The organism is Gallaecimonas pentaromativorans, from assembly GCF_003751625.1.
Taxonomy (GTDB): domain Bacteria; phylum Pseudomonadota; class Gammaproteobacteria; order Enterobacterales; family Gallaecimonadaceae; genus Gallaecimonas; species Gallaecimonas pentaromativorans.
The window spans coordinates 35660-56004 of sequence record NZ_RJUL01000011.1 but is presented as its reverse complement, the minus strand read 5'-3'; the positions used below and the strand labels follow the sequence as shown (position 1 = coordinate 56004).

The following is a 20345-nucleotide window of genomic DNA, read 5'->3' as shown; positions in this document are numbered from 1 at the left end:
CCCGATCACTTTTTAGGCTTGATGACATTGTGCTCAGCCCCCGCCATGCCAAGTTGCCAAAGCTAAGCCCTGGGTTCTTATTTGCTTCGGTTAAGCCGAGGCATCACTTTTTGGCGGCCTTATGAACACCAAAACCAAGCAGCTTCTCAACATTGCCAGCATGACCTTCTGGAGCATGTTTGCCAGCTACACCTTTGTCGGCATTTTGATTGTGTTTTTCACCATGCCGGTGGCCCAGGACGGCCTGGGGATGGACGACCACGACGCCTACCTGATGTACGGCGTGGTGCAAGCCATGGGCTATATCCTGCCGGTGGTTGGTGGCTATCTAGCCGACAAGGTGCTGGGGGTCAGGCGGGCCATGAATATCGGCGCCTGCCTGCTGGCCTTTGGTTACCTTATTTTGGTGGTGGCCACCGATGCCTTTAAAAACAACATGCGCGAAGCCTTTTTGCTGGCCTATGCGCTGGTACCCATCGGCAGCTCCCTTTATACCGGCACCGCTTCGGCACTGATCGGCCGCATCTACGAGGGCGACGAGCACGGCGCCAAGCGCGGCATGACCGTCTACTACGTGATGATCAACATCGGCTCCATGCTCGGTATCGGCCTGGCCCCTTACCTGCTGCATTCGAGCATGGGGCCTATGTCTATCTTCCTGGTGGCCTTTGCCGGCAAGTTTATTGCCTGGCTCAACTTCGCCCTGCGCGGCAAACTCTACCGTGACGTGCTGTTTGGTAAGGACTCTCAAGCCATTGGCCGCCGCGATATCGGGCTGCTGGTCGGCTATTTTGCCGCCGCTTACGCCGTGACCTGCTTCTTGTTTTCCCAGCCCGGCCTGTCGTTCTACCTCATTGGCACCTGTATTGCCGTGACCCTGGTGTTCTACGTCCGTAAAACCCTCACCTTGCAAGGGGTTAGCCGTTCCAAGCAGCTGATGTCTATTTATCTGTTGCTGGCGGTATTCGTGTTCTTCGTGCTCTACACCCAGATGAACACCAGCCTCATCCTCTTTACCAAGAACAACTCCAACCACGAACTGCTGGGCTTTACCCTGTACCCGGCCTCGTTCCAGCTGATAAACCCCATTGCCATCATCTTGATTGGCTCCTTTATCTCCAAGGTTTATAAGCGCTTTCCGGGCTTTAACATTCCCTACCAGTTCTCGGCCGGGTTGCTGCTGGGGGCTTTTGGCATCTTCTTGCTCTACGCCTCCGGTTTTAGTGAGCACAACGGCCTGGTAAACGGCGATTACATCGGCCTTTCCTACCTGACCCTGACCATCTCTGAGCTGCTGATCAGCGCCATCGGCCTGTCGATGATCTCCCTTTACTGCGACATGGAGATGATGGCCTTTGCCATGGGGGTGTTCTATCTGGTGGTGTCGCTGTCCAACCTGGTGTCGGGCAAACTGAGCGGCCTGGTGGCTCTGCCCGAGAAAAAGCTGGCCCCCGAGCTCACCCTGCCCATTTACACCCATTACTACCTGGAGCTGGCTATTGCCACCCTGGTATGCGGCGCCCTTTTCATGGTGGTTTCCAAAACCCTGATGAAACGTTTCCACGCCCAGGGTATCGCTTTGCCATAAAGGGTTTTACCTTGGAAAACGCACTGTTCTATTGCATCTTTTGGGTACTTGGGTAGGCTCTACGAACAGCGTTTTTTTGCGTTAACATTTCTCAACCAGTCCCGGACAGCTGCCGGGACTGATTTTTGATGGTTATCCGGCCGGCAACCGGAGAGCCCAAAGCCACTCTCTCCCGACGCCAAGGGTGGATGCGAATGCACAAGGAACCAGGCAAAGGCCTCATCACCCCATTATGGTTGGGGCTTTGTTTACTGCTGGCGAGCTGCACGGCTCCCGAGCGCCCCAAACCCGAATTCTCCCTGCGCGACCAGGCGCCCCTGGCCGGGCTGCCAGACAGCGCGCCAGGCTGGCCCGCCGCCAATTGGTGGCAACATTTTCATGACCCGCAATTAGATAAGCTGATGGCGACCGCCATGGCTGGCGCTCCTACCCTGGATGTGGCCATGGCCCGCTACCGCCAGGCCAGCAGCGATATCGCCCGTAAAGAAGCCGACAAAAACATCGAAATCACAGGTTATGGCACGGCGGGCTACAGCCTGAGCGACATCGATGCCGACGCCGGCAATAGCCACATCAACAACACCACCCAAGGCGTGGCCGCCATTGTTGGCGCCAGGCTGAGCTGGGATCTGGACCTTTGGGGCAAAAAAGAAGCGGCCCTCAAGCAAGCCATTGACACCGCCCATGCCCAAAAGGCCAGCCAGGCCGCGGCCTTAAGTGCCTTGCAATACAACCTCTCGGCGCTGTATTTCCAGTGGCAAGCCATCGCCGCCAGGCTCAAGGTCAGCCAGGGGAGCCTCGCCACCGCCAACGAATACCTGCGGGTGGTTAAAGCGCGGGTGGATGCCGGGGTTGAAGAGGAAGACAGCCTCGATAAGGCCCGCGCCCAACTGGCGCAGATTCGCCAGCAACAAGCCATGCTGGCCGGCCAGCAGCGCATTATCCATGCCCAGATAGCCGCGCTGATGGGCATTAGCAGCCAGCAGCTAGGCGCCCTTGAGGTCAAACCGCTGCCCACTCCGGCCGGGGCGCTGCCGGCCGATGCCGGCCTTGGCCTGATTGGCCGCCGCCCTGATATCGTCGCCGCCCGCTGGCAGGTAGAAGCTGCCAGCCAAGGCATAGAGCAGGCCCGCGCCGCCTATTACCCCAACATCAGCCTAAGCGGCCTGGCCGGCTTTTTAAAAAGCTTCCCGGATCTGGGGAGCGGTGACGACGCCCAGCTCACGTTGGGCACGGTGGGGCCGTCCATCAGCCTACCCATTTTCGAGGCTGGCCGCCTGGACGCCGCCTTTGCCGCCAGCAATGCCCAGCTCAACAGTGCCATCGCCAATTACAACCAAACCGTGGTGCAGGCCGCCGCCCAGGTGGCAAGGCAGGTACTGACCCTGGGGCAACTGACCGATGCCGCTGGCGAACTGCAAAAGCGCTGGCTGGCCAGCCGCTCCCAGTACCAACGGGCCAGTTTGCGGGTCAAGCAAGGGGTAGACGATCCCCGCCAGGCCCTTGGCGCCAGCCTTGAGCTGGACAGCCAAACCGACAGCCAGCTGCAACTGACCGCCCAGCGCCTGGACGCCCAGCTGCAACTTATCCATGAACTGGGAGGTGGCTATCAGGAGCCCGCCCCCACCGCAACAGACAACGCCCAACCTGCGGCCCTTGAGGACTCACCATGACAGAACAGGACAACAACAAGCCGCCGCAGCAAACCTCTCCCACCAAGCGCCGCGTGGTGCTGGCGATCATCGCCCTGGTGTTTATCCTGGCCGGTGGCGCCTGGTACGCCTACGCCAAACTGGTGCTGGCCTACCAGGAAGAGACCGACGACGCCTATGTCACCGGCGATCAGGTGAGCATTTCTTCACGCAGCAACGGCACCGTGATTGCGGTGATGGCCGACAGCACCGACATGGTCAAAAAAGGCCAGGTGCTGGTGTCGCTAGACCCGGTAGACACCGAGCTGGCATTGGCCCGCGCCGAAGGCCAGCTCAGCCAAGCGGTGCGCCAGGCCCAGCAACAAATTGCCCAAGCCGCCGAGGCCGACGCCGCCGTGGCCCAGAGTGAAGCGGCCTATGTGCGCGCCGAAGAAGACTACCAACGCCGCAAGCCGCTGCTGGCTGAGCGGGCCGCCGCCAAAGAAAACGTCGACGCCGCCCGTCGCCAGATGGAAGCCGCCAAGGCCGCCTTTGAACAGGCCAAAGCCAGCGCCCGCGCCGCCCATGTGGCGGTAGACGGCATGGCGGTAGCCCGTTTCCCGGCGGTGCAACAAGCCGAGGCCGCTTACGTGAGCGCCTGGATAGACAACAAGCGCCGCGAGATCCGCTCGCCCATCGACGGTTACGTGGCCAAGCGCCAAGTGCAAGCAGGCCAACACATCCAGGCCGGGCAAAACCTGATGACGGTGGTGCCGCTCCACAACGCCTGGATTGAGGCCAACTTCAAGGAAACCCAAATCGCCCATATCCGGGTAGGCCAGCCGGTAACCCTCAAAGTGGATGCCCACAGCGACATGACCTACCACGGCAAGGTGGTGGGCCTGACCGCCGGCACCGGCAGCGTGTTCTCGCTGCTACCGGCCCAGAACGCCACCGGCAACTGGATCAAGGTGATCCAGCGGTTGCCGGTGCGTATCGCCATCGACCCGCAAGAGCTGGCCCAAAAGCCGCTGCAACTGGGGCTCTCGACCGTGGTGACCATCGACACCCACGACCGTAACGGCAGCGCCCTGCCCCAGCAGCCAGCCGATAAAGAAGTAATGAGCACCGACATCTACCAAGGCCAGCAAGCCGCGGCCCGCGCCGATGCCCAGGCCATCATCAACGCTAACCTGGTCGCCAGATGACAGGGTTTTTCAGCCGCGAACAGAGCGGCGAGCCATTAAAAGGCGCGCCGCTTATCGCCCTGACCGCCGGGGTGGCCATGGCCACCTTCATGGAGGTGCTGGACATCTCCATCGTCAATGTGTCGGTACACACCATCGCCGGCGATGTGGGGGTGAGCGCCTCGGAAGGCACCATGGCCATCAGCGCCTACTCCCTGGCCAGCGCCATCATGCAGCCGTTGACCGGCTGGATCTCCCAGCGTTTTGGCGAGGTGCGCACCTTTGCGGTGTCGGTGGCGCTGTTCGTGGTGTTCTCCTTCCTGTGCGGCTTGTCCACCAGCATGGACATGCTGATCTTCTTTCGGCTGCTGCAAGGCTTGGTATCCGGCCCCATGGTGCCGCTGTCCCAGACCCTGCTGCTAAACAACTATCCTCCCCAGCGGCGCTCCATCGCCCTGGCGCTATGGGTGATGATGGTGGTAATCGCGCCGGTATTTGGCCCCATTTTGGGGGGCTGGATCACCGACAACTTCTCCTGGCCCTGGATCTTCTACATCAACATTCCGGTGGGCATTTTCTCACTGCTGGTGACCTTGATCCTGCTGAGAAAACGCGAGACCAAAACCGTGCACAAACCCATCGATGCCGTGGGCTTGGTGCTGCTGACGGTGGGTGTGGGATCCTTGCAATTTATGCTCGATAACGGCAACGACAAAGACTGGTTCTCCTCCAACCTCATCACCACCCTGGCGGTGGTGGCGGTGGTAGGCATTACCTTCTTGATCGCCTGGGAGCTGATGCACAAAAACCCGGTGGTGGACCTTCGCCTGCTGGGCCGGCGCAACTTTTTGGTGGGGGTGGCGTGCTTGTCCCTTGGCATGTTCGCCTTCTTCGGTGGCACCGTGGTGCTGCCCAACTGGTTGCAGTCGGTGATGGGGTATACCGCCACCTGGGCCGGCTTTGCGGTAGCGCCAGTGGGGCTGGCGGCCATCTTTATGTCGCCTATCATCGGCGCCAACCAGGACAAGTTCGACTTACGGGTGCTCAACACCTTGGGCTTTGCCATCTTTGCGGCCGCCTCGTTCTGGATGGCCTCCTCGGCCACCAACATGGACTACTGGGATGTGGCCGAGCCACGGCTGCTGATGGGGGCCGGTATCGCCCTGTTCTTTGTGCCAGTAAACCAAATCATTCTCTCGGGGCTGCCCCCCGAGCAGCTGGCCTCGGCCTCGGGGTTGTCGAACTTCTTTCGAACCCTTGCCGCCTCAGTGGCCACGGCGGTCAGCACCACCTTGTACGACCATCGCACCATCTACCACCATGCAGTGCTCACCGAGAGCACCCAAAGCGGCGGCGCAGCCACCGAAGCCTTCTTGCAAGGAGTGCAGCAGCAGGGGCTCCCCCCGCAAAGCGCCGATGCCGCCCTAAACCAGGTGATCAACACCCAGGCCGCGACCCTGGCCCTCAATGATATATTCTGGCTGTTCGGAATCATCTTCCTGGCCATTACCGTGGTTATCTGGTTTGCCAAGCCTCCCTTTGCCGAGGGCGGCAAACCGGGCCACTGACCAACACAAGGACGTACCATGGCTGAGCCAAACCGCCCCCAACTGCACCTGCCGGACGGCGAGGACAAACTGCTGCTGCATTCGTGCTGCGCCCCTTGCTCAGGGGAGGTGATGGAAGCCCTCCATGCCAGCGGCATCGACTACACCATCTTCTTCTACAACCCCAATATCCACCCCGAGCGCGAGTACCGGCTACGAAAAGAAGAGAACATCCGCTTTGCCGAGCAGCACCAGGTGCCCTTTATCGACGCCGACTACGACACCGACAACTGGTTCGAGCGGGCCCGGGGCATGGAGTGGGAGCCCGAGCGCGGCGTGCGCTGCACCATGTGCTTTGACATGCGTTTTGAGCGCACCGCCCTCTATGCCCATGAGCACGGCTTTAAGGTGATCTCCAGTTCCCTTGGCATTTCCCGCTGGAAGAACATGGAGCAGATCAACGGCTGCGGCCAGCGGGCCGTGGCGCCCTACCCCGGCATGCATTACTGGGACTACAACTGGCGCAAAGGCGGCGGTGCTGCCCGCATGGTGGAGATCAGTAAACGCGAGCGCTTCTACCAGCAAGAATACTGCGGCTGCGTTTACTCCCTGCGCGACACCAACCAACGCCGCAAAGCCCAGGGCCGGGGCATCATCAAACTCGGCGTCCAGTATTACGGCGACGACGAATAAAGCTGACACGGAACACACACCATGGATTGGTTACTGACCCAACTGGACTGGCGCCTGCTGTGCGCCGACATCGCCCTGGTAGCGGCCTACCCCTTCTACCGTACTCGCCTGCCCGTCAACGGCGTCACGGCACTGCTGGCCGTGCTGGGCATAGTGCCGCTGCTGGCCCAGTATTTCTGGCTGCACTGGGCCTTAAGTGCCCTGGCCGCCTTTTTTATCCTGGCCATTGAAGGCCACCTGGAGCAGCGCGAAAAAAACCACGGCACCGGCTGCGCGCTGCTGGTCATTCTGGTGTTTGCCCTGGGCGCCTCTATCGGTTTGCACCTGCTAATCAACCTCACCGGCAGGCTGGCCCACAGCCAGCTGCAAGGGGGCGTGGCCACGGGCTGGTCGGCCCTGGTGCTAAGCCTTTACGGGCTCTGCGCCCTGGTGGCCTGCGCTTACACCTTTGCGGCCTGGCAAAGCGCGGACAGCGAGCAGAGCCTGCGCCGTTATGACATGAACGTGCTGCTGCCCATCGCCACCGCCACCCTGCCCCATTTTGTGCCGAACTTTGGCTTTGGACTGGCCCTAGGCGCCGCGATTTGCGCCCTGCCCTGGCTGGCGTCTTGGCCTCTTGAGCGCCGCTTTGGCCCGCCATTGGCCCAAAGCCGGCAAGATTTCAGCCACCTTTTTGCCGTTACCTGGGGCATCAGCCTGCTGGTGTGGGGGCTGCGCCAGCTCAGCTGACTGCCCAAAGTGGTGGGGGCTTGCTAAAATGGCTGTTTTTCACCATCAGGTTCAGCCCATGCGACGCGGAAACCTCTTTATCGTCTCGGCCCCCAGCGGCGCCGGAAAATCAAGCCTTATCAAGGCCTTGCTTGAGCGCCATTCCCTGGATAACTCCATGGCCGTTTCCGTGTCCCACACCACCCGCGCCACACGCCCCGGCGAGCAACACGGGGTGCACTACCACTTTGTGTCGGTGGACGATTTCAAGGCGCTGATCAACCAAGACGCTTTTTTCGAGTGGGCCGAAGTGTTCGGCAACTTCTACGGCACCTCCCGCCTGGCGGTAGAGCAGCAGTTGGAAAACGGCATCGACGTGTTTTTGGATATCGACTGGCAAGGCGCCCGCCAAGTGCGGGAAATGATGCCTGAAGCTATCGGTATTTTTATCCTGCCCCCCAGCCGCGAAGAGCTGGAACGGCGCCTGGTGGGCCGCGGCCAAGACAGCAGCGAGACCATCGCCAAGCGCATGAACGAGGCGGTATCCGAGATGTCGCATTTTGACGAATACGACTACCTGCTTATCAACGACGACTTCGAAACCACCCTCGACAGGTTCCGTTCGGTGGTGCTGGCGGCTCGCCAAAGCCTGGACAATCAACGCCAGGCCAACACCACACTGCTGGACGCCTTATTGGCGGTTAAGTAAACTAGCAGGCTACCTTTGAAGACTTGTTTTGCCTGATGGGAGTAATTCATGGCTCGTGTAACCGTTGAAGACGCTGTAGATAAAGTCGGTAACCGTTTTGATCTGGTGCTGCTGGCTGCCCGCCGCGCCCGTCAGATCGCCACTCAGGGCAAAGACACCCTGGTCGATCCTGAGAACGACAAAGCCACCGTTATCGCCCTGCGCGAAATCGAAGCCGGCCTGATTGACGGTGTTAAACTGGACGCCGAAGACGCCCGCATGCAAAAAGAGCAGGAAGCCGCCGAAATGGCTGCTGTTTCCGCCATCGCCAACGGCGGTCTGGAATAAGCCAGCAACCAAGGGGCCGCGGTGTATCTGTTTGAGGGCTTGAAAGGGCGCCTGACCAGTTATCTGGACCCGGCGCAAGTGGAACTCATCAGGCAGGCCTATGTGCTGGCCCGGGACGCCCACGAGGGGCAGTCCCGCTCCTCTGGCGAGCCCTATATCACCCACCCCGTGGCGGTGACCGGCATCCTGGCGGACATGAGACTCGATCACGAGACCTTGTGCGCCGCCCTGATGCACGACACCATCGAAGACACCCCCGTCACCAAGGAACAGATCGCCGAGCAATTTGGCGAGCCGGTTGCCGAGCTGGTGGAAGGGGTCTCCAAGCTCGATAAAATCAAGTTCAACTCCAAGGAAGAGGCCCAGGCCGAGAACTTTCGCAAGATGATCATGGCCATGACCCAGGACATCCGCGTCATTCTCATCAAACTGGCTGACCGCACCCACAATATGCGTACCCTCGGAGCCTTGCGCCCCGATAAAAAACGCCGTATTGCCCGGGAAACCCTGGAAATTTACGCACCGCTGGCCAACCGTCTTGGTATCCACAACATCAAGAACGAACTGGAAGAGCTGGGCTTTGAGGCCCTCTACCCGATGCGCCAGCGGGTACTGCGCGAATCGGTCAAGCGCGCCACCGGCAACCGCAAGCAACTGGTTAACAACATCCTGGACGGCATCCGTGCCCGCCTGGATGAACAGCATATCCAGTGCGAGGTCAAAGGCCGCGAGAAGCACCTCTACTCCCTGTACAACAAGATGCGTAACAAGGAACTGCAGTTCCACGAGGTGATGGACATCATCGCCTTTCGCATCATCGTCAAGGATCTCGACACCTGTTACCGGGTGCTGGGCGCCATGCACAACCTGTACAAACCCAAGCCGGGCCGCTTCAAGGATTACATCGCCATTCCCAAGGCCAACGGTTACCAATCCTTGCACAGCACCCTGGTCGGCCCCCATGGGGTGCCGATTGAGATTCAGATCCGCACCGACGACATGGATCTGATGGCTGACCGCGGGGTGGCGGCCCACTGGCTGTACAAAAAAGACGGCGAGAACTCCGGCACCACCGCCCAGGTACGAGCAAGGCGCTGGATGCAAAGCCTGCTGGACTTGCAGCAAAGCGCGGGCAACTCCTTCGAGTTTATCGAGAACGTTAAAAGCGACCTGTTCCCAGACGAAATCTACGTCTTTACCCCGGACGGGCGCATCCTTGAACTGCCAGCCGGCGCCACCCCGGTGGATTTTGCCTACGCAGTGCACACCGACGTGGGCCACGCCTGTGTGGGCGCCCGGGTAGACCGCTTACCTTATCCATTGTCCATGCCGCTGGAAAACGGCCAGACCGTGGAAATTATCACCAGCCCCGGCGCGCGCCCCAACGCCGCCTGGCTTAACTTCGTGGTAACCAGCAGGGCGCGGGCCAAAATTCGCTCGCACCTCAAATTGCTCAAATCCGAAGAAGCCATCGTGCTGGGTAAACGCCTGCTCAATCATGCCCTTGGCGGTACCAAGCTCGACGACCTGCCTAAAGAGAAGGTCCAGGCAGTGCTGGAAAGCACCCACAGCGACAGCATCGACGACCTGCTGGCCAATATCGGCCTGGGTAACGCCATGAGCATCGTGGTGGCGCGCCGCCTGCAAGATGGCGACGCCGAAGAAGACACCGCCAAAAAGGCCACCGCCAGCAGCGGCGGCCGCAAGCTGCCGATACGCGGCGCCGAAGGCATGTTGGTGACCTTCGCCCGCTGCTGCCGCCCCATTCCCGGCGACGCTATCGTCGGCCACATGAGCCCGGGCCGCGGCCTGGTAGTGCATCAGGAGTCGTGCGGCAACATCAGCGGCTGGCAGTCTGACCCGGTGCGCTTTATCCCGGTGCAATGGGAAGAGGGCATCGACGGCGAGTTCATCACCGAAGTGCGGGTGGATATCCTTAACCACCAGGGCGCCCTGGCGACCCTCACCTCGGCCATCTCCTCCGCTGGCGCCAGCATCCAGAACCTCAATACCGAGGAGCGGGACAGCCGCCTCTACTCCATCTACGTGCAGCTCACCACCCATAACCGGGTGCATTTGGCCAACGTGATGCGCCGCATTCGCAAAGTGCCCGAGGTGGTGCGTATCGCCCGGGCCAAGCGCGGATGAGCCCGGAGCGTTTTGCGAAAATAAAGGCGGTGCTGGCCATGCGCCAGCCCGATCTCACGGTCTGTATGGAAGAGGTGCACAAAGCCCACAACCTCAGCGCCGTGGTGCGCACCGCTGATGCCATCGGCATTCACGAGGTGCACGCCATCTTCCCGCAAAAAGGCGTGCGCATGCGCCCCCATACCGCCGGCGGCAGCCTCAACTGGGTCAAGGTGCACCGCTACCGCCATATCGAAGAGGCAGTTACGGCCCTGCGCACTCAGGGCATGCAGATTGTGGCCACCAATCTCTCGGCAAAGGCCAAGGATTTTCGCGATATCGACTACACCCAGCCCACCGCGCTGCTGGTGGGCCAGGAGCTGCAAGGCATCAGCCCCGAGGCCTTAGCACTGGCTGACCACCATGTGGTGATCCCCATGCTGGGCATGGTGCAATCGCTGAATGTGTCGGTGGCCAGCGCCCTTATCCTTTACGAGGCTCAGCGCCAGCGGCAAAACGCCGGCATGTACGGCCACAGCCGCCTGCCCGAGACCGAATGGCAACGGCTGCTGTTCGAGCGCGGCTACCCGCAGCTGGCCCAGCAGTGCAACCGCAAAGGGCTGCCCTTCCCGCTGATTGACGAGGCCGGTGAGGTGCAGGCCGACGAGGACTGGTGGCAGGCGATGCGCGCCGCCACCCCCGCCAAGGAGGCGTAAACATGGCCCCGGACCTTGGCCTGGTAACCCCCATCAGCGCCCTCAAGGGCGTCGGCCCCAAGGTTGTCGAGAAACTCGAACGGCTAGGGCTTCGCACCATTCCCGATCTCTGGTTCCACCTGCCGCTGCGCTACGAAGATCGCACCCGCATCTGCCCCATCAGCGATTTGCTGCCGGGCATGCATATCGCGGTCATGGCCGAGGTGGTCAAGGCCGAGATTGTCTATGGCCGGCGGCGGATGATGGTGGTGACGGTGGCCGATGCCTCCGGCGCCGCTACCTTGCGGTTTTTCAACTTCTCGGCAGCTCAGAAGAACAGCTTTACTCCCGGTAAATGGGTGCGGGCCTTTGGGGAAATTCGCACCGGCAAGGTGCGCTTTGAAATCATCCACCCCGAATACAAGCTGCTGGAAGAAGGCAGCGAGCCCGAGCTGGAAGAAAGCCTCACAGCGGTTTACCCCACCACCGAGGGCCTGCGCCAGCAGACGCTGCGCAGCATTGTCGAGCAGGGTCTGGGGTATTTGTCGGACGCCATTCCCGAGCTTATCCCGCCGCTGTTAAATCCCCACAAGCTGCCGCTGGTTGAGGCCCTTCGCATCGTGCACCGGCCGCCGCCGGATGTGTCGCTGGCGCTTTTGGAAGAAGGCCAGCACCCGGCCCAGCAGCGCCTGGCCCTGGAAGAGTTGCTGGCCCAGCAGCTCTCTCTTTTAAAGCTGCGCGCCCACCATCAGCACCACCAGGCGGTGGCGATGCACCCCAAAGGTGATTTGGAGCAGCGCTTCCTGGCCGCCCTGCCCTACAGCCCTACTGGCGCCCAAAGCCGGGTGGTGGCCGACATTCACCGGGATCTGGCCGACCACAAACCGATGATGCGGCTGGTGCAAGGGGATGTGGGGGCTGGCAAGACCCTGGTGGCAGCGCTGGCGGCGCTTAGGGCCATCAGCAACGGCTACCAGGTGGCGCTGATGGCGCCCACCGAAATACTGGCCGAGCAGCACGCCATTAACTTCAGCCAGTGGCTCGAGCCTTTAGGCATTGGCGTTAGCTGGCTGGCCGGCAAGCTCAAGGCCAAGGCCCGCGCCCAGGCACTAAGCGATCTGGCGAGCGGCGCCAGCCAACTGGCGGTGGGCACCCATGCCTTGTTTCAAAACGACGTGGACTTTGCCAACCTGGCGCTGGTGATCATCGACGAGCAACACCGCTTTGGTGTGCACCAGCGGCTGACCTTGCGGGAAAAGGGCCGCCAGGGCGAGCATTACCCGCATCAGCTGATCATGACCGCCACCCCCATTCCCCGCACCCTGGCCATGGCCGCCTACGCCGACTTAAACAGCTCCATCATTGACGAGCTGCCGCCGGGCCGCACCCCTGTCACCACGGTGGCGGTGCCGGATGGCCGCCGAGACCAAGTGATAGCGCGGGTCCGTGACGCCTGCCTGGAAGGGCGCCAAGCCTATTGGGTCTGTACCCTGGTGGAAGAATCCGAAGTGCTGGAAGCCCAGGCCGCCGAGGCCACTGCCGAAGCCCTGAAAACGGCGCTGCCCGAGCTTCGCGTCGGCCTGGTGCACGGCCGCATGAAAAGCGATGAAAAGCAGGCGGTGATGGCCGCCTTTAAAGCAGGCACGCTTAACTTACTGGTGGCCACCACCGTGATTGAGGTGGGGGTAGACGTACCCAACGCCTCTTTGATGATCATCGAAAACCCCGAGCGCCTGGGCCTCGCCCAACTGCACCAACTGCGGGGCCGGGTTGGCCGGGGTAGCACTGCGTCCCACTGCGTGCTGCTCTACCACGCGCCGCTGTCCCCTACCGCTACCGCTCGGCTGGGGGTGCTGCGCGATTCCAACGACGGCTTTGTGATTGCCCAGCGAGACCTGGAAATTCGCGGCCCCGGCGAGCTGCTGGGCACCCGCCAGACCGGCATTGCCGAGCTACGCATCGCCGATTTGGTACGGGACGCTTACCTCCTGCCCAAGGTGCAACACGCCGCGCAGCAGCTGCTGCGCGACCACCCCGCCAACGCCGACGCCCTTATCCAGCGCTGGCTAGCAGGCCGAGAAGGCTACGCCAACGCCTGATATAAAAAAGCCCCTCGCGGGGCTTTTTTATTACTGGGCGAGGTATTGCCACTGCCGGTCGAGGCAGGCTTGGCTGTCGCAGGCTTTGGGCATCTCCCCTGCCGCCGGCTGCTGGCCTTGGCTCCACAGCAGGTAGCGGCCGGCACCGTTGTGGACGATGTCGCGCTGGTAAAACGCCAGCATGTCGCCCAATTGCAGGGCTTTGACCGCCGCCACCAGTTGCTCTCGCCAATCAAAGGGCCGGTCGTTGTTCAAATAAGACCAATAGCGGTTGGTTTTATCGCCAAGCTGCTTGTCGGCCTCGTTGATGCTGTTGATAAGCCCGGCTTTTTGCTCCTCGAATTGCTCGGGGCTCATGCCAGCCAACTCGATGCCGAACTGGGTAAGAAAATCCTCCACATGGCCTTTGAGGCTGTAGGGGTCGGCCACCGGTGACTGGATGATAAATTGCAGCACCGGCGATAACCCGACACTGCTGGCACCAGCTTGTACCACGTAGCCCAGCTGCTGTTCGGTGCGCAGCTTGGCAAAAAACGGCTGGCCAATCACTTGCCCCAAGAGCGCCCAACGGGCCTTGGCCGCCGCGTCGGTATGGTGGCCTTGGTAAATCATCACCAGCGCCGAGTCGTGATGGTCGATGGTCAGCTGGCGGGCCAGCTCGGCACCGGCCGGGATATTGGCGTAGTGGGTTTGGGGCTTGTCGATGCGCTGGGCGTCACGCACCAGCATGTTCTCCATGGATTTACCCCAGCTGGCCGCTTCGCCCGGGCTGATGTTGCCGATGGCCAGGGCCTGCAAATACAGCTGGTCACGATAATGCTGCACAAAGCCCATGAATTGGCGGTAGTTAACGCGGCTCAGGGCATCGGCCCGTTCTATCGGTGGGTAAGCTTCCTTGACCATGGAGGCGTTGAGGCTGGCAAACAGCTGGCGTACCGGCCAATCCTGGCTGAAGTTACGCAGCTGGCGCACCATCTGGTCGCGATACTGGCGGAACTTACTACGGCTAAGGTCGCTAAGGGCCAGGGCCGTCCAGATTTTATCTTCTAAAAGCGGCTGCTTCTCGTCGTAACCCGACAAGCTGTAAATCAGGCCGTTACTGATGGCAGACAGGTTGTAATAGAGCCCGGCCTGGCTGGCAGGATAAGCCTCGGACTCCAGGGCCTCGTTGACCAAATCGGCATAGAGGCTGTTCATCACGCTGTCTTGGATATTGTCAATCGGCCGCATCAGCGCCACCCGTTTCTCGGCCTTGGGTACCCTAAATTGCGGGTCTTGCAGGGCCCAGACACTGATCCCCGGCTCTTTGACGATTTCCGCCGGCAAGGTGGCGTCGCCCTTGATGGCTTTGACCTTGGGGTCGTCCGGCAAGTAGGGGTTGGCCGGTGGCAGCGCCAGCTCGGCTTCGGCTTTGGCCCAGCTGTCTTTAAGCTCGGGGCTCAGGGCCTTGATGGCATAAGGCGCCTGGTAGTGGGGCTCCACTTTATCGATTTTCACCCCAGGCAAAATCACCACCTGGCGCAAGTTGCTTGGAGTCAGCCGTGACAGGTAATCGTGGATCAGGGCCGGGTTGTAGGTTTGGTAGACAAAACCGGCATCCATCAAGTGGGCTGGCGCCACCTCTTGCATGTTGCCGGCCAGGTAGTTGGCCAGGGCTTGGCTGTTGGCCTTGTCCTGGAAGCGAAAATCGAGGTTACCGGCCTTTTTCAGCTCGTTGAAGAAATCGTCACTTACCCCTTCACGCTGCAGTTTATGCAGATAGGCAAAGGTGGCGGCAGTGATGTCATCCACATGCTTGGCGCCTTGCTCGGTGAGGTTGAAGTTGATGCTAAACAGCTGGTAGTCGTCGGGGCCGTCCTGGTAAGCCGACATGCTGTCTATCCAGCCGCTTTCCTTGAGGGTGGTGTAGAGGCTACCGGGCGCGGCGTTGGAGAGCATGGAGGCGATGTAATCCAGCGGCTTTTCCAGATAATAGGGCTGGCTGGAGGGCACCGGGAAACGCAGCATCAGGCTGCGAAAATCCTTGAGCGGCGCGATGTCGATGCGCACTCCGAGCTGGCTCGGCATAAAGGGCGCTTCGGTGATGCGCACCGGGTTGGCCGGCCCGGCAGGAATGGCAGTAAAGGTTTGGCGCGCCAGTTTTTCCAGGTCATCGAGGCTGTCTTTGCCCACCAGCGCCAGCGTCATGTTGCCAGCGTGGTAGTAGCGGTCATGAAAGGCCTTGAGATCGCTCCACACCTTGTCGCCCTGGCGGTCGGCCAGGGTATCTAAATCCCCCACCGCAAAGCGGGCTGCGGGGTTGGCGGGGTTGCCGGTGGCGTTGAGTACGGCATTGATGCGCCGGCCGTCGTCTTTTTTCTTGAGCTGGTACTCGGAATAAACGGCGTGCTTTTCGCGGTCAACGTATTGCGGGTCCAGGGTGGGGGCGATAAAGAACTGGGCGAAGCGGTCCAGCGCCGGGGCGAACTTGTCCGGCGCCACGTCGAAGAAGAAATCGGTCTTGGTTTGGGCGGTATAGGCGTTGGTGCTGCCGCCGTTGGCCTCGATGAAATGCATGTATTCGTCCACCTTGGGGTATTTGTCGGTGGAGATAAACAGCATGTGCTCAAGAAAGTGCGCCAGGCCCTCGCGGCCCTTGGGGTCGGCCGTGCTACCCACTCCCACCATCAGCGACGCCGCCGCTTTGTCGGCTTTTGGATCCGACGCCAGCACCACCCGCAGGCCGTTATCCAGGGTGAGGTAACGGTAGCTAAAGGTATCGGCCGGGCTGGTGATAACGGCATTGGGGTCAACCGGGGGCGTCGCGGTATGTTGGCAACCAGCCAGTGAGGCCGCCATCAACACCACCAGGGCGGTGGCTCTTAGCACCATGAGCAAAATCCTTCGCATTAATAAAATCCCTATGACCATGCCATAGCCGCAAAGGTCAATCCAGATGCGCCAAGGCAAGTTGTAACAACAACCGGTTAGTTGTCACCGCCAAAATCGCCACCAGCCACTTGGGCCGGCAACTGTTGGCTAAATATGGCGCCGTTATGGGTCGTTACTATGAATAAGGCCTTGAGTGAGCCGGGGCACGGCGTCAGAAAAAAGTATCCAGGCCACATATCCGGACATTCCTTGCCTCTCAAGGCTTTAACAAAAAATAAGCATGACGTATGGTTGCCGGGCAGTTATTGCCATGGCCAGTGACGGCCTTAACGGGAATAGTGCCATAGCCCAAGGAAGGGTCAGCCGACAGAACAGATAATGACATTGGCGAAGACCTTGTTTGCATGAAAGACATTCTGCACATCACCGTTAGCAGCAACAGTGGCACCCGCCACCTTGCCCTGACCGTTAAGCGGCGCAACGCCTTACTGGGAACACTGGTGGGCTTTGTGGTCTTTTTACTGTTGATGTTCGGCTACATCCGCTTCCTGCAATGGCAGGCTGACGACTCCGACTCCAGGCTGGCCCACAACCGTGAGGCACTGGCCACCCTGAAGCAGGACTTGCAGTCCGCCAAGGCAGCTTTCCAGGAGGTTGAAGAACAGCGGCAACTGTTGGAAAGCAGCATTGCCCGTAAAACCGAAGAACTCACCGCAGCGTCCGACCGGCTCGACAGCCTGGAAGACAAGCTCGGTGGTGGCATTAGCGCATCGGCTGACAGCGAAGATCTGGCCCAGCGCCTGGATCTGGCAGCCATTGCCATGGGCAGCCGGGAGGTCACCTTAAACCTGATCCCCAACGGCCAGCCCCTGGACTACGCCTATATCAGCTCCGGCTTTGGCAGACGCATGCACCCCATCAAGGGCCGCTTGATTGAGCACGCCGGCGACGATCTGGCGGCCAATACCGGCACGGCGGTGCACGCAACAGCCGACGGGGTGGTGGAAATTGTCAGCCATCGCAAGTCAGGCTACGGCAACATGGTGCTGCTAAGCCATGCCTTCGGTTTTAAAACCCGCTACGCACACCTTAAAACCGTCAAGGTCAAGCGGGGGGCTTATGTTCATAAAGGCGATATCATCGCCTACTCGGGCAACAGCGGTTCCAGTACCGGCCCGCATCTTCACTATGAAGTGACGTATGCAGGTATCCCACTGAACCCAAAACCCTTTTTGAACTGGCAGCTGGACAACTACGAACAGCTTTTTGACTCGGAGAACCAAGTGCCATGGCAATCTTTACTGGCGACAATCGAAAATCTCAGGACCCTATGGCAACCACCGTTATCGCAGCAGGCACCTACCTCAGTGGCGAAATCGAGCTCAGCTGTAACCTTCACCTCGATGGAGAAATTCACGGCACCATCAGAGCAGACCACGCCGTTCGTGTTGGCCGAGACGGCCAGATAAAAGGCGAGCTCAAGGCCGACGGCCTAGTGGTAGCGGGCAAGGTAGACGGCACCGTCAATGCCAAGGTGGTGGAAATCGTGGAAGGCGGCCTGATTGAAGGCACCGTTTACTGCGACGAGCTGATTATCGCCAAGGGCGGCCGCTTCTTCGGCGAATCCAAGCCGATGAAGAACAACATCACCCCCCTGAAATCGGAAAGTAAAGCCGGTTCAGACGACGCCGACAACCTCAGCGCCCAAGGCTGACCCCTAAAAAGCTGAACAATCTTAGCAAGATAGGGACAACCAGCTCGCCAGAGGCGTAAAGTAGAGGCTTATAGGAGGTGCCATGAGCCGCTACTTTGCCGAAGGATTGGCGTTGCTGTACGCCGCGTTGTTTATCACCCTGGGCTGGCAGGTTGCCGACCGTACCGTCTGGTACGCCGAAGTGACACCGCTGCTGCTGGTTTACGCCGCCTTGCTGCTCAGCGCCCGGCGCTTTCGCTTTGGTAACCTTTCCTACCTTTGTATCTTCGTGCCGCTGCTCTGGCACGCCATCGGCGCCCACTACACCTTCTCCAAAGTGCCGTTCGGCTGGCTGATGGACTTACTTAATCTCGAACGTAACCCCTATGATCGCATCGGCCACTTTATGGTGGGCTTTTTCGCGGTCCCCATCATGGAATGGCTGCTGCGCTGCCGGCTCGCCACCAAGGCCATTGCCGCCTGCTTTGCCGTTTTCGCGGTTGGCACCATCGCCGCGGTTTACGAGATCATCGAGTGGGCCTACGCCGCTCTTGAAGGGGGCGATGCCGGTGTCAGCTTCCTTGGCGCCCAGGGCGATGAATGGGATGCCCAGAAAGATATGCTGGCCGACCTGCTTGGCGCGCTACTGGGGGCAACCATGGGTTGGTTTGCGATAAAAGAGGCGCCTAAGGTGGTGGGATAGGGAAGTAGAGCGGCAGGTTGTCTATGAGGTCGAGCGTATGAACAGAGTCAGCCTCGCCCTACAGGTTTAAGGTTGCCAGGAAAGCACGGCACTCATCTTCCGGTATTGCCAATGACGCAACCTCTTCTCCTTTGACTACCAGAATATTCACTACCGGCTGATAATCAGGGCCACCGTAATCAACCAAAAATTCCACTCCGTCTTCGATAAAGTCGAAGGCGCCGGTATGCTTATCCAACATATCGCCAATCAACGAAAATCCCTTATTGAACATCACCTCACTTACTGTGATTTGGTGCTTAATCTTTTGGCCGAGCATTTCGCTGGTATAACTACACTCCACTCTCACGCGCCCAGCGTCAGCCTTTTTTTCTATTTTAAAATCTTTGATACCGACCATAGAAACCTCTAAACAACACCCAAAGAAATGACTTTATGTTGAACCGAGTCGAGCTTAAAGCCCTCTAATTTTTGCCTATTACCCAGCATTAATTCTCGGGCGCCTAGTGTTCCATCCTCTCTCATTGTTGCGCCAAATCCGGTGTAAAGACTATTAGCAGACATCCTTCTACTAAGCGTTTGACGGAAAGCGTCGTACTTCACAAGGTCTTGTTTCGATAGACCCGTCGGCATTGCCCCAACAGGCGTGCTTTGAGCACACTCGAAAAATCTTTCACAATCACTTTCTGAGATACTTTGGGAGCGTAGGTCCAACATAAACCGCCTATTTTTTGTCGCTTTTACCTTCAGGTCGCTCCACTCCAAATTACCTACGCTCTGAAACTCCTCAGACGAATGCGTATCAACAATACAAGCCACTATCTCCTCGCCTTTACAGTTTTCTATCCATTCGTCTGTCCATCCCACCTTTCTCATGGCTTCTTCTGCGCTTAAGCCTCGCAGATCGGCCGGCTCTGCGGCAAAGGCAAATTCGTTGTTGGGGTTGGCAAAGGTACCGTGAGCAAAATTCTTCTTCGGCCCCACCCTGACCAAGTAGCGGGGGATATGGCCCGATTCAATGGCAAGCAGCATCTCTCGGGTGGTTCTGGCGGCGCCATTGGTCATCAGTTGCTCCTGTTGCTTGAGGCTGTAGCTGTCTTCCCGCTGATTATTAGCTTCGGTTGCATCAAGCTCGCTCTTCGTTGCCGGGGCGCCCATAAATTCCAGCCGCGCCACCTTACCACCGGTGATACCAGGGTCAGTGGCGATGGCAGCTTCCGCTTTTTTCACCGAAGGCGCTGCCGCTTTGGCGTGACGGCTGCCGGTTTGTTGCGAGCGGGGGGCTTCGCGGCTAAGCTCGGGCGGCGGTGAGGACTGACTTGGCACACCGCCAGCATCTTGTAGCCAGTGGTCACTTTCCAGCAGGTAGACCTTAATTTCGCCTGCCTCAAGGGCGTCGACCAGCCGCTTTTTAGCGGTATAAGGGCTAATACCGAAGGTGCCAAGACTATCGACAAGCTGCAGCAGGCTCGCCAGCACGGCATGGTCCTCGCCTGCTAGCCGGTTTAAAAAGCGCTCGGGGGGCTCGATGAAGGTAAAACTCTGGCCAAACAGCAGCCGGTGAGAAACGCTGCCTGCCCTGACCAAGGCGTACCTGTCGCCAAAGATATCCACCAATTCCACTGTGTCTTGCTGAGCCATCCTTGCTCATATCCCTGTTTGGGGCACAGGCGCTAAATATTGGTCACTTTCCGCCCTTTGGCAACATCCGTGGGCAAAATGCCCTGCCGCTTCTCGGCGCGGCGGGGGCAGCTCTGCGGTGTGGCC

General features: G+C 59.8%; 17 protein-coding genes. 14 read left to right on the top strand and 3 right to left on the bottom strand.

Annotation, left to right across the window (positions count from 1 at the left end):
- The first annotated feature begins 121 nt into the window (after positions 1 to 121).
- From EDC28_RS17485 to recG, 11 genes are all read left to right on the top strand, one after another.
- Complete coding sequence (locus EDC28_RS17485; RefSeq protein ID WP_123422462.1) at positions 122 to 1588, top strand: peptide MFS transporter; 1467 nt, start codon at positions 122 to 124, stop codon at positions 1586 to 1588.
- Positions 1589 to 1782: 194 nt separating this feature from the next.
- Positions 1783 to 3261, top strand: a complete 1479-nt coding sequence (locus EDC28_RS17480) for an efflux transporter outer membrane subunit (protein WP_170164165.1) — start codon at positions 1783 to 1785, stop codon at positions 3259 to 3261.
- Positions 3258 to 4427 carry an HlyD/EmrA/EmrK family protein gene (locus EDC28_RS17475; RefSeq protein WP_123422460.1) on the top strand — a complete coding sequence of 390 codons (1170 nt, stop codon included), beginning with the start codon at positions 3258 to 3260 and terminating at the stop codon, positions 4425 to 4427. Before EDC28_RS17480 ends, EDC28_RS17475 begins: the two co-directional genes overlap by 4 nt.
- Positions 4424 to 5974 (top strand): DHA2 family efflux MFS transporter permease subunit, encoded by a 1551-nt coding sequence (locus EDC28_RS17470; protein ID WP_123422459.1) that lies wholly within the window; start codon positions 4424 to 4426, stop codon positions 5972 to 5974. The genes EDC28_RS17475 and EDC28_RS17470 overlap by 4 nt, the downstream gene beginning before the upstream one ends.
- Positions 5975 to 5992: 18 nt before the next feature.
- Entirely contained in the window at positions 5993 to 6646 is a 654-nt protein-coding gene (locus tag EDC28_RS17465; protein ID WP_123422458.1) for an epoxyqueuosine reductase QueH, read from the top strand.
- Between the two features lie 21 nt (positions 6647 to 6667).
- Positions 6668 to 7375, top strand: a complete 708-nt coding sequence (locus EDC28_RS17460; protein ID WP_123422457.1) for a hypothetical protein — start codon at positions 6668 to 6670, stop codon at positions 7373 to 7375.
- 58 nt (positions 7376 to 7433) lie between these two features.
- Positions 7434 to 8063 (top strand): guanylate kinase, encoded by a 630-nt coding sequence (gmk, locus tag EDC28_RS17455; protein WP_050658945.1) that lies wholly within the window; start codon positions 7434 to 7436, stop codon positions 8061 to 8063.
- A 48-nt stretch (positions 8064 to 8111) separates the two neighbouring features.
- Positions 8112 to 8390, top strand: coding sequence for a DNA-directed RNA polymerase subunit omega (gene rpoZ, locus EDC28_RS17450; RefSeq protein WP_050658946.1), 279 nt, complete (start codon positions 8112 to 8114; stop codon positions 8388 to 8390).
- 21 nt (positions 8391 to 8411) lie between these two features.
- Positions 8412 to 10538: a bifunctional GTP diphosphokinase/guanosine-3',5'-bis pyrophosphate 3'-pyrophosphohydrolase gene (gene spoT / locus EDC28_RS17445; protein WP_123422456.1), complete on the top strand. Its 2127-nt coding sequence runs from the start codon at positions 8412 to 8414 to the stop codon at positions 10536 to 10538.
- Complete coding sequence (gene trmH, locus EDC28_RS17440) at positions 10535 to 11233, top strand: tRNA (guanosine(18)-2'-O)-methyltransferase TrmH (protein WP_123422455.1); 699 nt, start codon at positions 10535 to 10537, stop codon at positions 11231 to 11233. Before spoT ends, trmH begins: the two co-directional genes overlap by 4 nt.
- Positions 11234 to 11235: 2 nt before the next feature.
- Entirely contained in the window at positions 11236 to 13311 is a 2076-nt protein-coding gene (recG, locus tag EDC28_RS17435) for an ATP-dependent DNA helicase RecG (RefSeq protein ID WP_123422454.1), read from the top strand.
- A gap of 30 nt (positions 13312 to 13341) precedes the next feature.
- Here recG and EDC28_RS17430 read toward each other — a convergent pair whose 3' ends face one another.
- Positions 13342 to 16182: an insulinase family protein gene (locus tag EDC28_RS17430; protein ID WP_170164164.1), complete on the bottom strand. Its 2841-nt coding sequence runs from the start codon at positions 16180 to 16182 to the stop codon at positions 13342 to 13344.
- A gap of 404 nt (positions 16183 to 16586) precedes the next feature.
- Here EDC28_RS17430 and EDC28_RS17425 point away from each other — a divergent pair, with 404 nt between their 5' ends.
- The 3 genes from EDC28_RS17425 (at position 16587) to EDC28_RS17415 (ending at position 18578) form a co-directional block, all read left to right on the top strand.
- Complete coding sequence (locus EDC28_RS17425) at positions 16587 to 17651, top strand: M23 family metallopeptidase (protein ID WP_050658951.1); 1065 nt, start codon at positions 16587 to 16589, stop codon at positions 17649 to 17651.
- Entirely contained in the window at positions 17558 to 17896 is a 339-nt protein-coding gene (locus tag EDC28_RS20360; protein WP_244946612.1) for a bactofilin family protein, read from the top strand. The genes EDC28_RS17425 and EDC28_RS20360 overlap by 94 nt, the downstream gene beginning before the upstream one ends.
- 82 nt (positions 17897 to 17978) lie before the next feature.
- On the top strand, positions 17979 to 18578 hold the full coding sequence (locus tag EDC28_RS17415; RefSeq protein WP_050658953.1) for a DUF2238 domain-containing protein: 600 nt from the start codon (positions 17979 to 17981) through the stop codon (positions 18576 to 18578).
- Between the two features lie 58 nt (positions 18579 to 18636).
- Here EDC28_RS17415 and EDC28_RS17410 read toward each other — a convergent pair whose 3' ends face one another.
- Together EDC28_RS17410 and EDC28_RS17405 are read right to left on the bottom strand one after the other, a co-directional pair.
- Positions 18637 to 18978 carry a hypothetical protein gene (locus EDC28_RS17410; protein WP_123422451.1) on the bottom strand — a complete coding sequence of 114 codons (342 nt, stop codon included), beginning with the start codon at positions 18976 to 18978 and terminating at the stop codon, positions 18637 to 18639.
- Between the two features lie 8 nt (positions 18979 to 18986).
- Positions 18987 to 20219: a hypothetical protein gene (locus EDC28_RS17405; RefSeq protein WP_123422450.1), complete on the bottom strand. Its 1233-nt coding sequence runs from the start codon at positions 20217 to 20219 to the stop codon at positions 18987 to 18989.
- Positions 20220 to 20345: the final 126 nt, after the last annotated feature.

What these genes read in the sequence shown, in the direction of transcription:
- EDC28_RS17485 (WP_123422462.1), top strand. Translation starts at nt 122, where the DNA reads ATGAACACCAAAACCAAGCAGCTTCTCAACATTGCCAGCATGACCTTC.
- EDC28_RS17480 (WP_170164165.1), top strand. Translation starts at nt 1,783, where the DNA reads ATGCACAAGGAACCAGGCAAAGGCCTCATCACCCCATTATGGTTGGGG.
- EDC28_RS17475 (WP_123422460.1), top strand. Translation starts at nt 3,258, where the DNA reads ATGACAGAACAGGACAACAACAAGCCGCCGCAGCAAACCTCTCCCACC.
- EDC28_RS17470 (WP_123422459.1), top strand. Translation starts at nt 4,424, where the DNA reads ATGACAGGGTTTTTCAGCCGCGAACAGAGCGGCGAGCCATTAAAAGGC.
- EDC28_RS17465 (WP_123422458.1), top strand. Translation starts at nt 5,993, where the DNA reads ATGGCTGAGCCAAACCGCCCCCAACTGCACCTGCCGGACGGCGAGGAC.
- EDC28_RS17460 (WP_123422457.1), top strand. Translation starts at nt 6,668, where the DNA reads ATGGATTGGTTACTGACCCAACTGGACTGGCGCCTGCTGTGCGCCGAC.
- gmk (WP_050658945.1), top strand. Translation starts at nt 7,434, where the DNA reads ATGCGACGCGGAAACCTCTTTATCGTCTCGGCCCCCAGCGGCGCCGGA.
- rpoZ (WP_050658946.1), top strand. Translation starts at nt 8,112, where the DNA reads ATGGCTCGTGTAACCGTTGAAGACGCTGTAGATAAAGTCGGTAACCGT.
- trmH (WP_123422455.1), top strand. Translation starts at nt 10,535, where the DNA reads ATGAGCCCGGAGCGTTTTGCGAAAATAAAGGCGGTGCTGGCCATGCGC.
- recG (WP_123422454.1), top strand. Translation starts at nt 11,236, where the DNA reads ATGGCCCCGGACCTTGGCCTGGTAACCCCCATCAGCGCCCTCAAGGGC.
- EDC28_RS17430 (WP_170164164.1), bottom strand. Translation starts at nt 16,182, where the DNA reads ATGGTGCTAAGAGCCACCGCCCTGGTGGTGTTGATGGCGGCCTCACTG.
- EDC28_RS17425 (WP_050658951.1), top strand. Translation starts at nt 16,587, where the DNA reads ATGAAAGACATTCTGCACATCACCGTTAGCAGCAACAGTGGCACCCGC.
- EDC28_RS17415 (WP_050658953.1), top strand. Translation starts at nt 17,979, where the DNA reads ATGAGCCGCTACTTTGCCGAAGGATTGGCGTTGCTGTACGCCGCGTTG.
- EDC28_RS17410 (WP_123422451.1), bottom strand. Translation starts at nt 18,978, where the DNA reads ATGGTCGGTATCAAAGATTTTAAAATAGAAAAAAAGGCTGACGCTGGG.
- EDC28_RS17405 (WP_123422450.1), bottom strand. Translation starts at nt 20,219, where the DNA reads ATGGCTCAGCAAGACACAGTGGAATTGGTGGATATCTTTGGCGACAGG.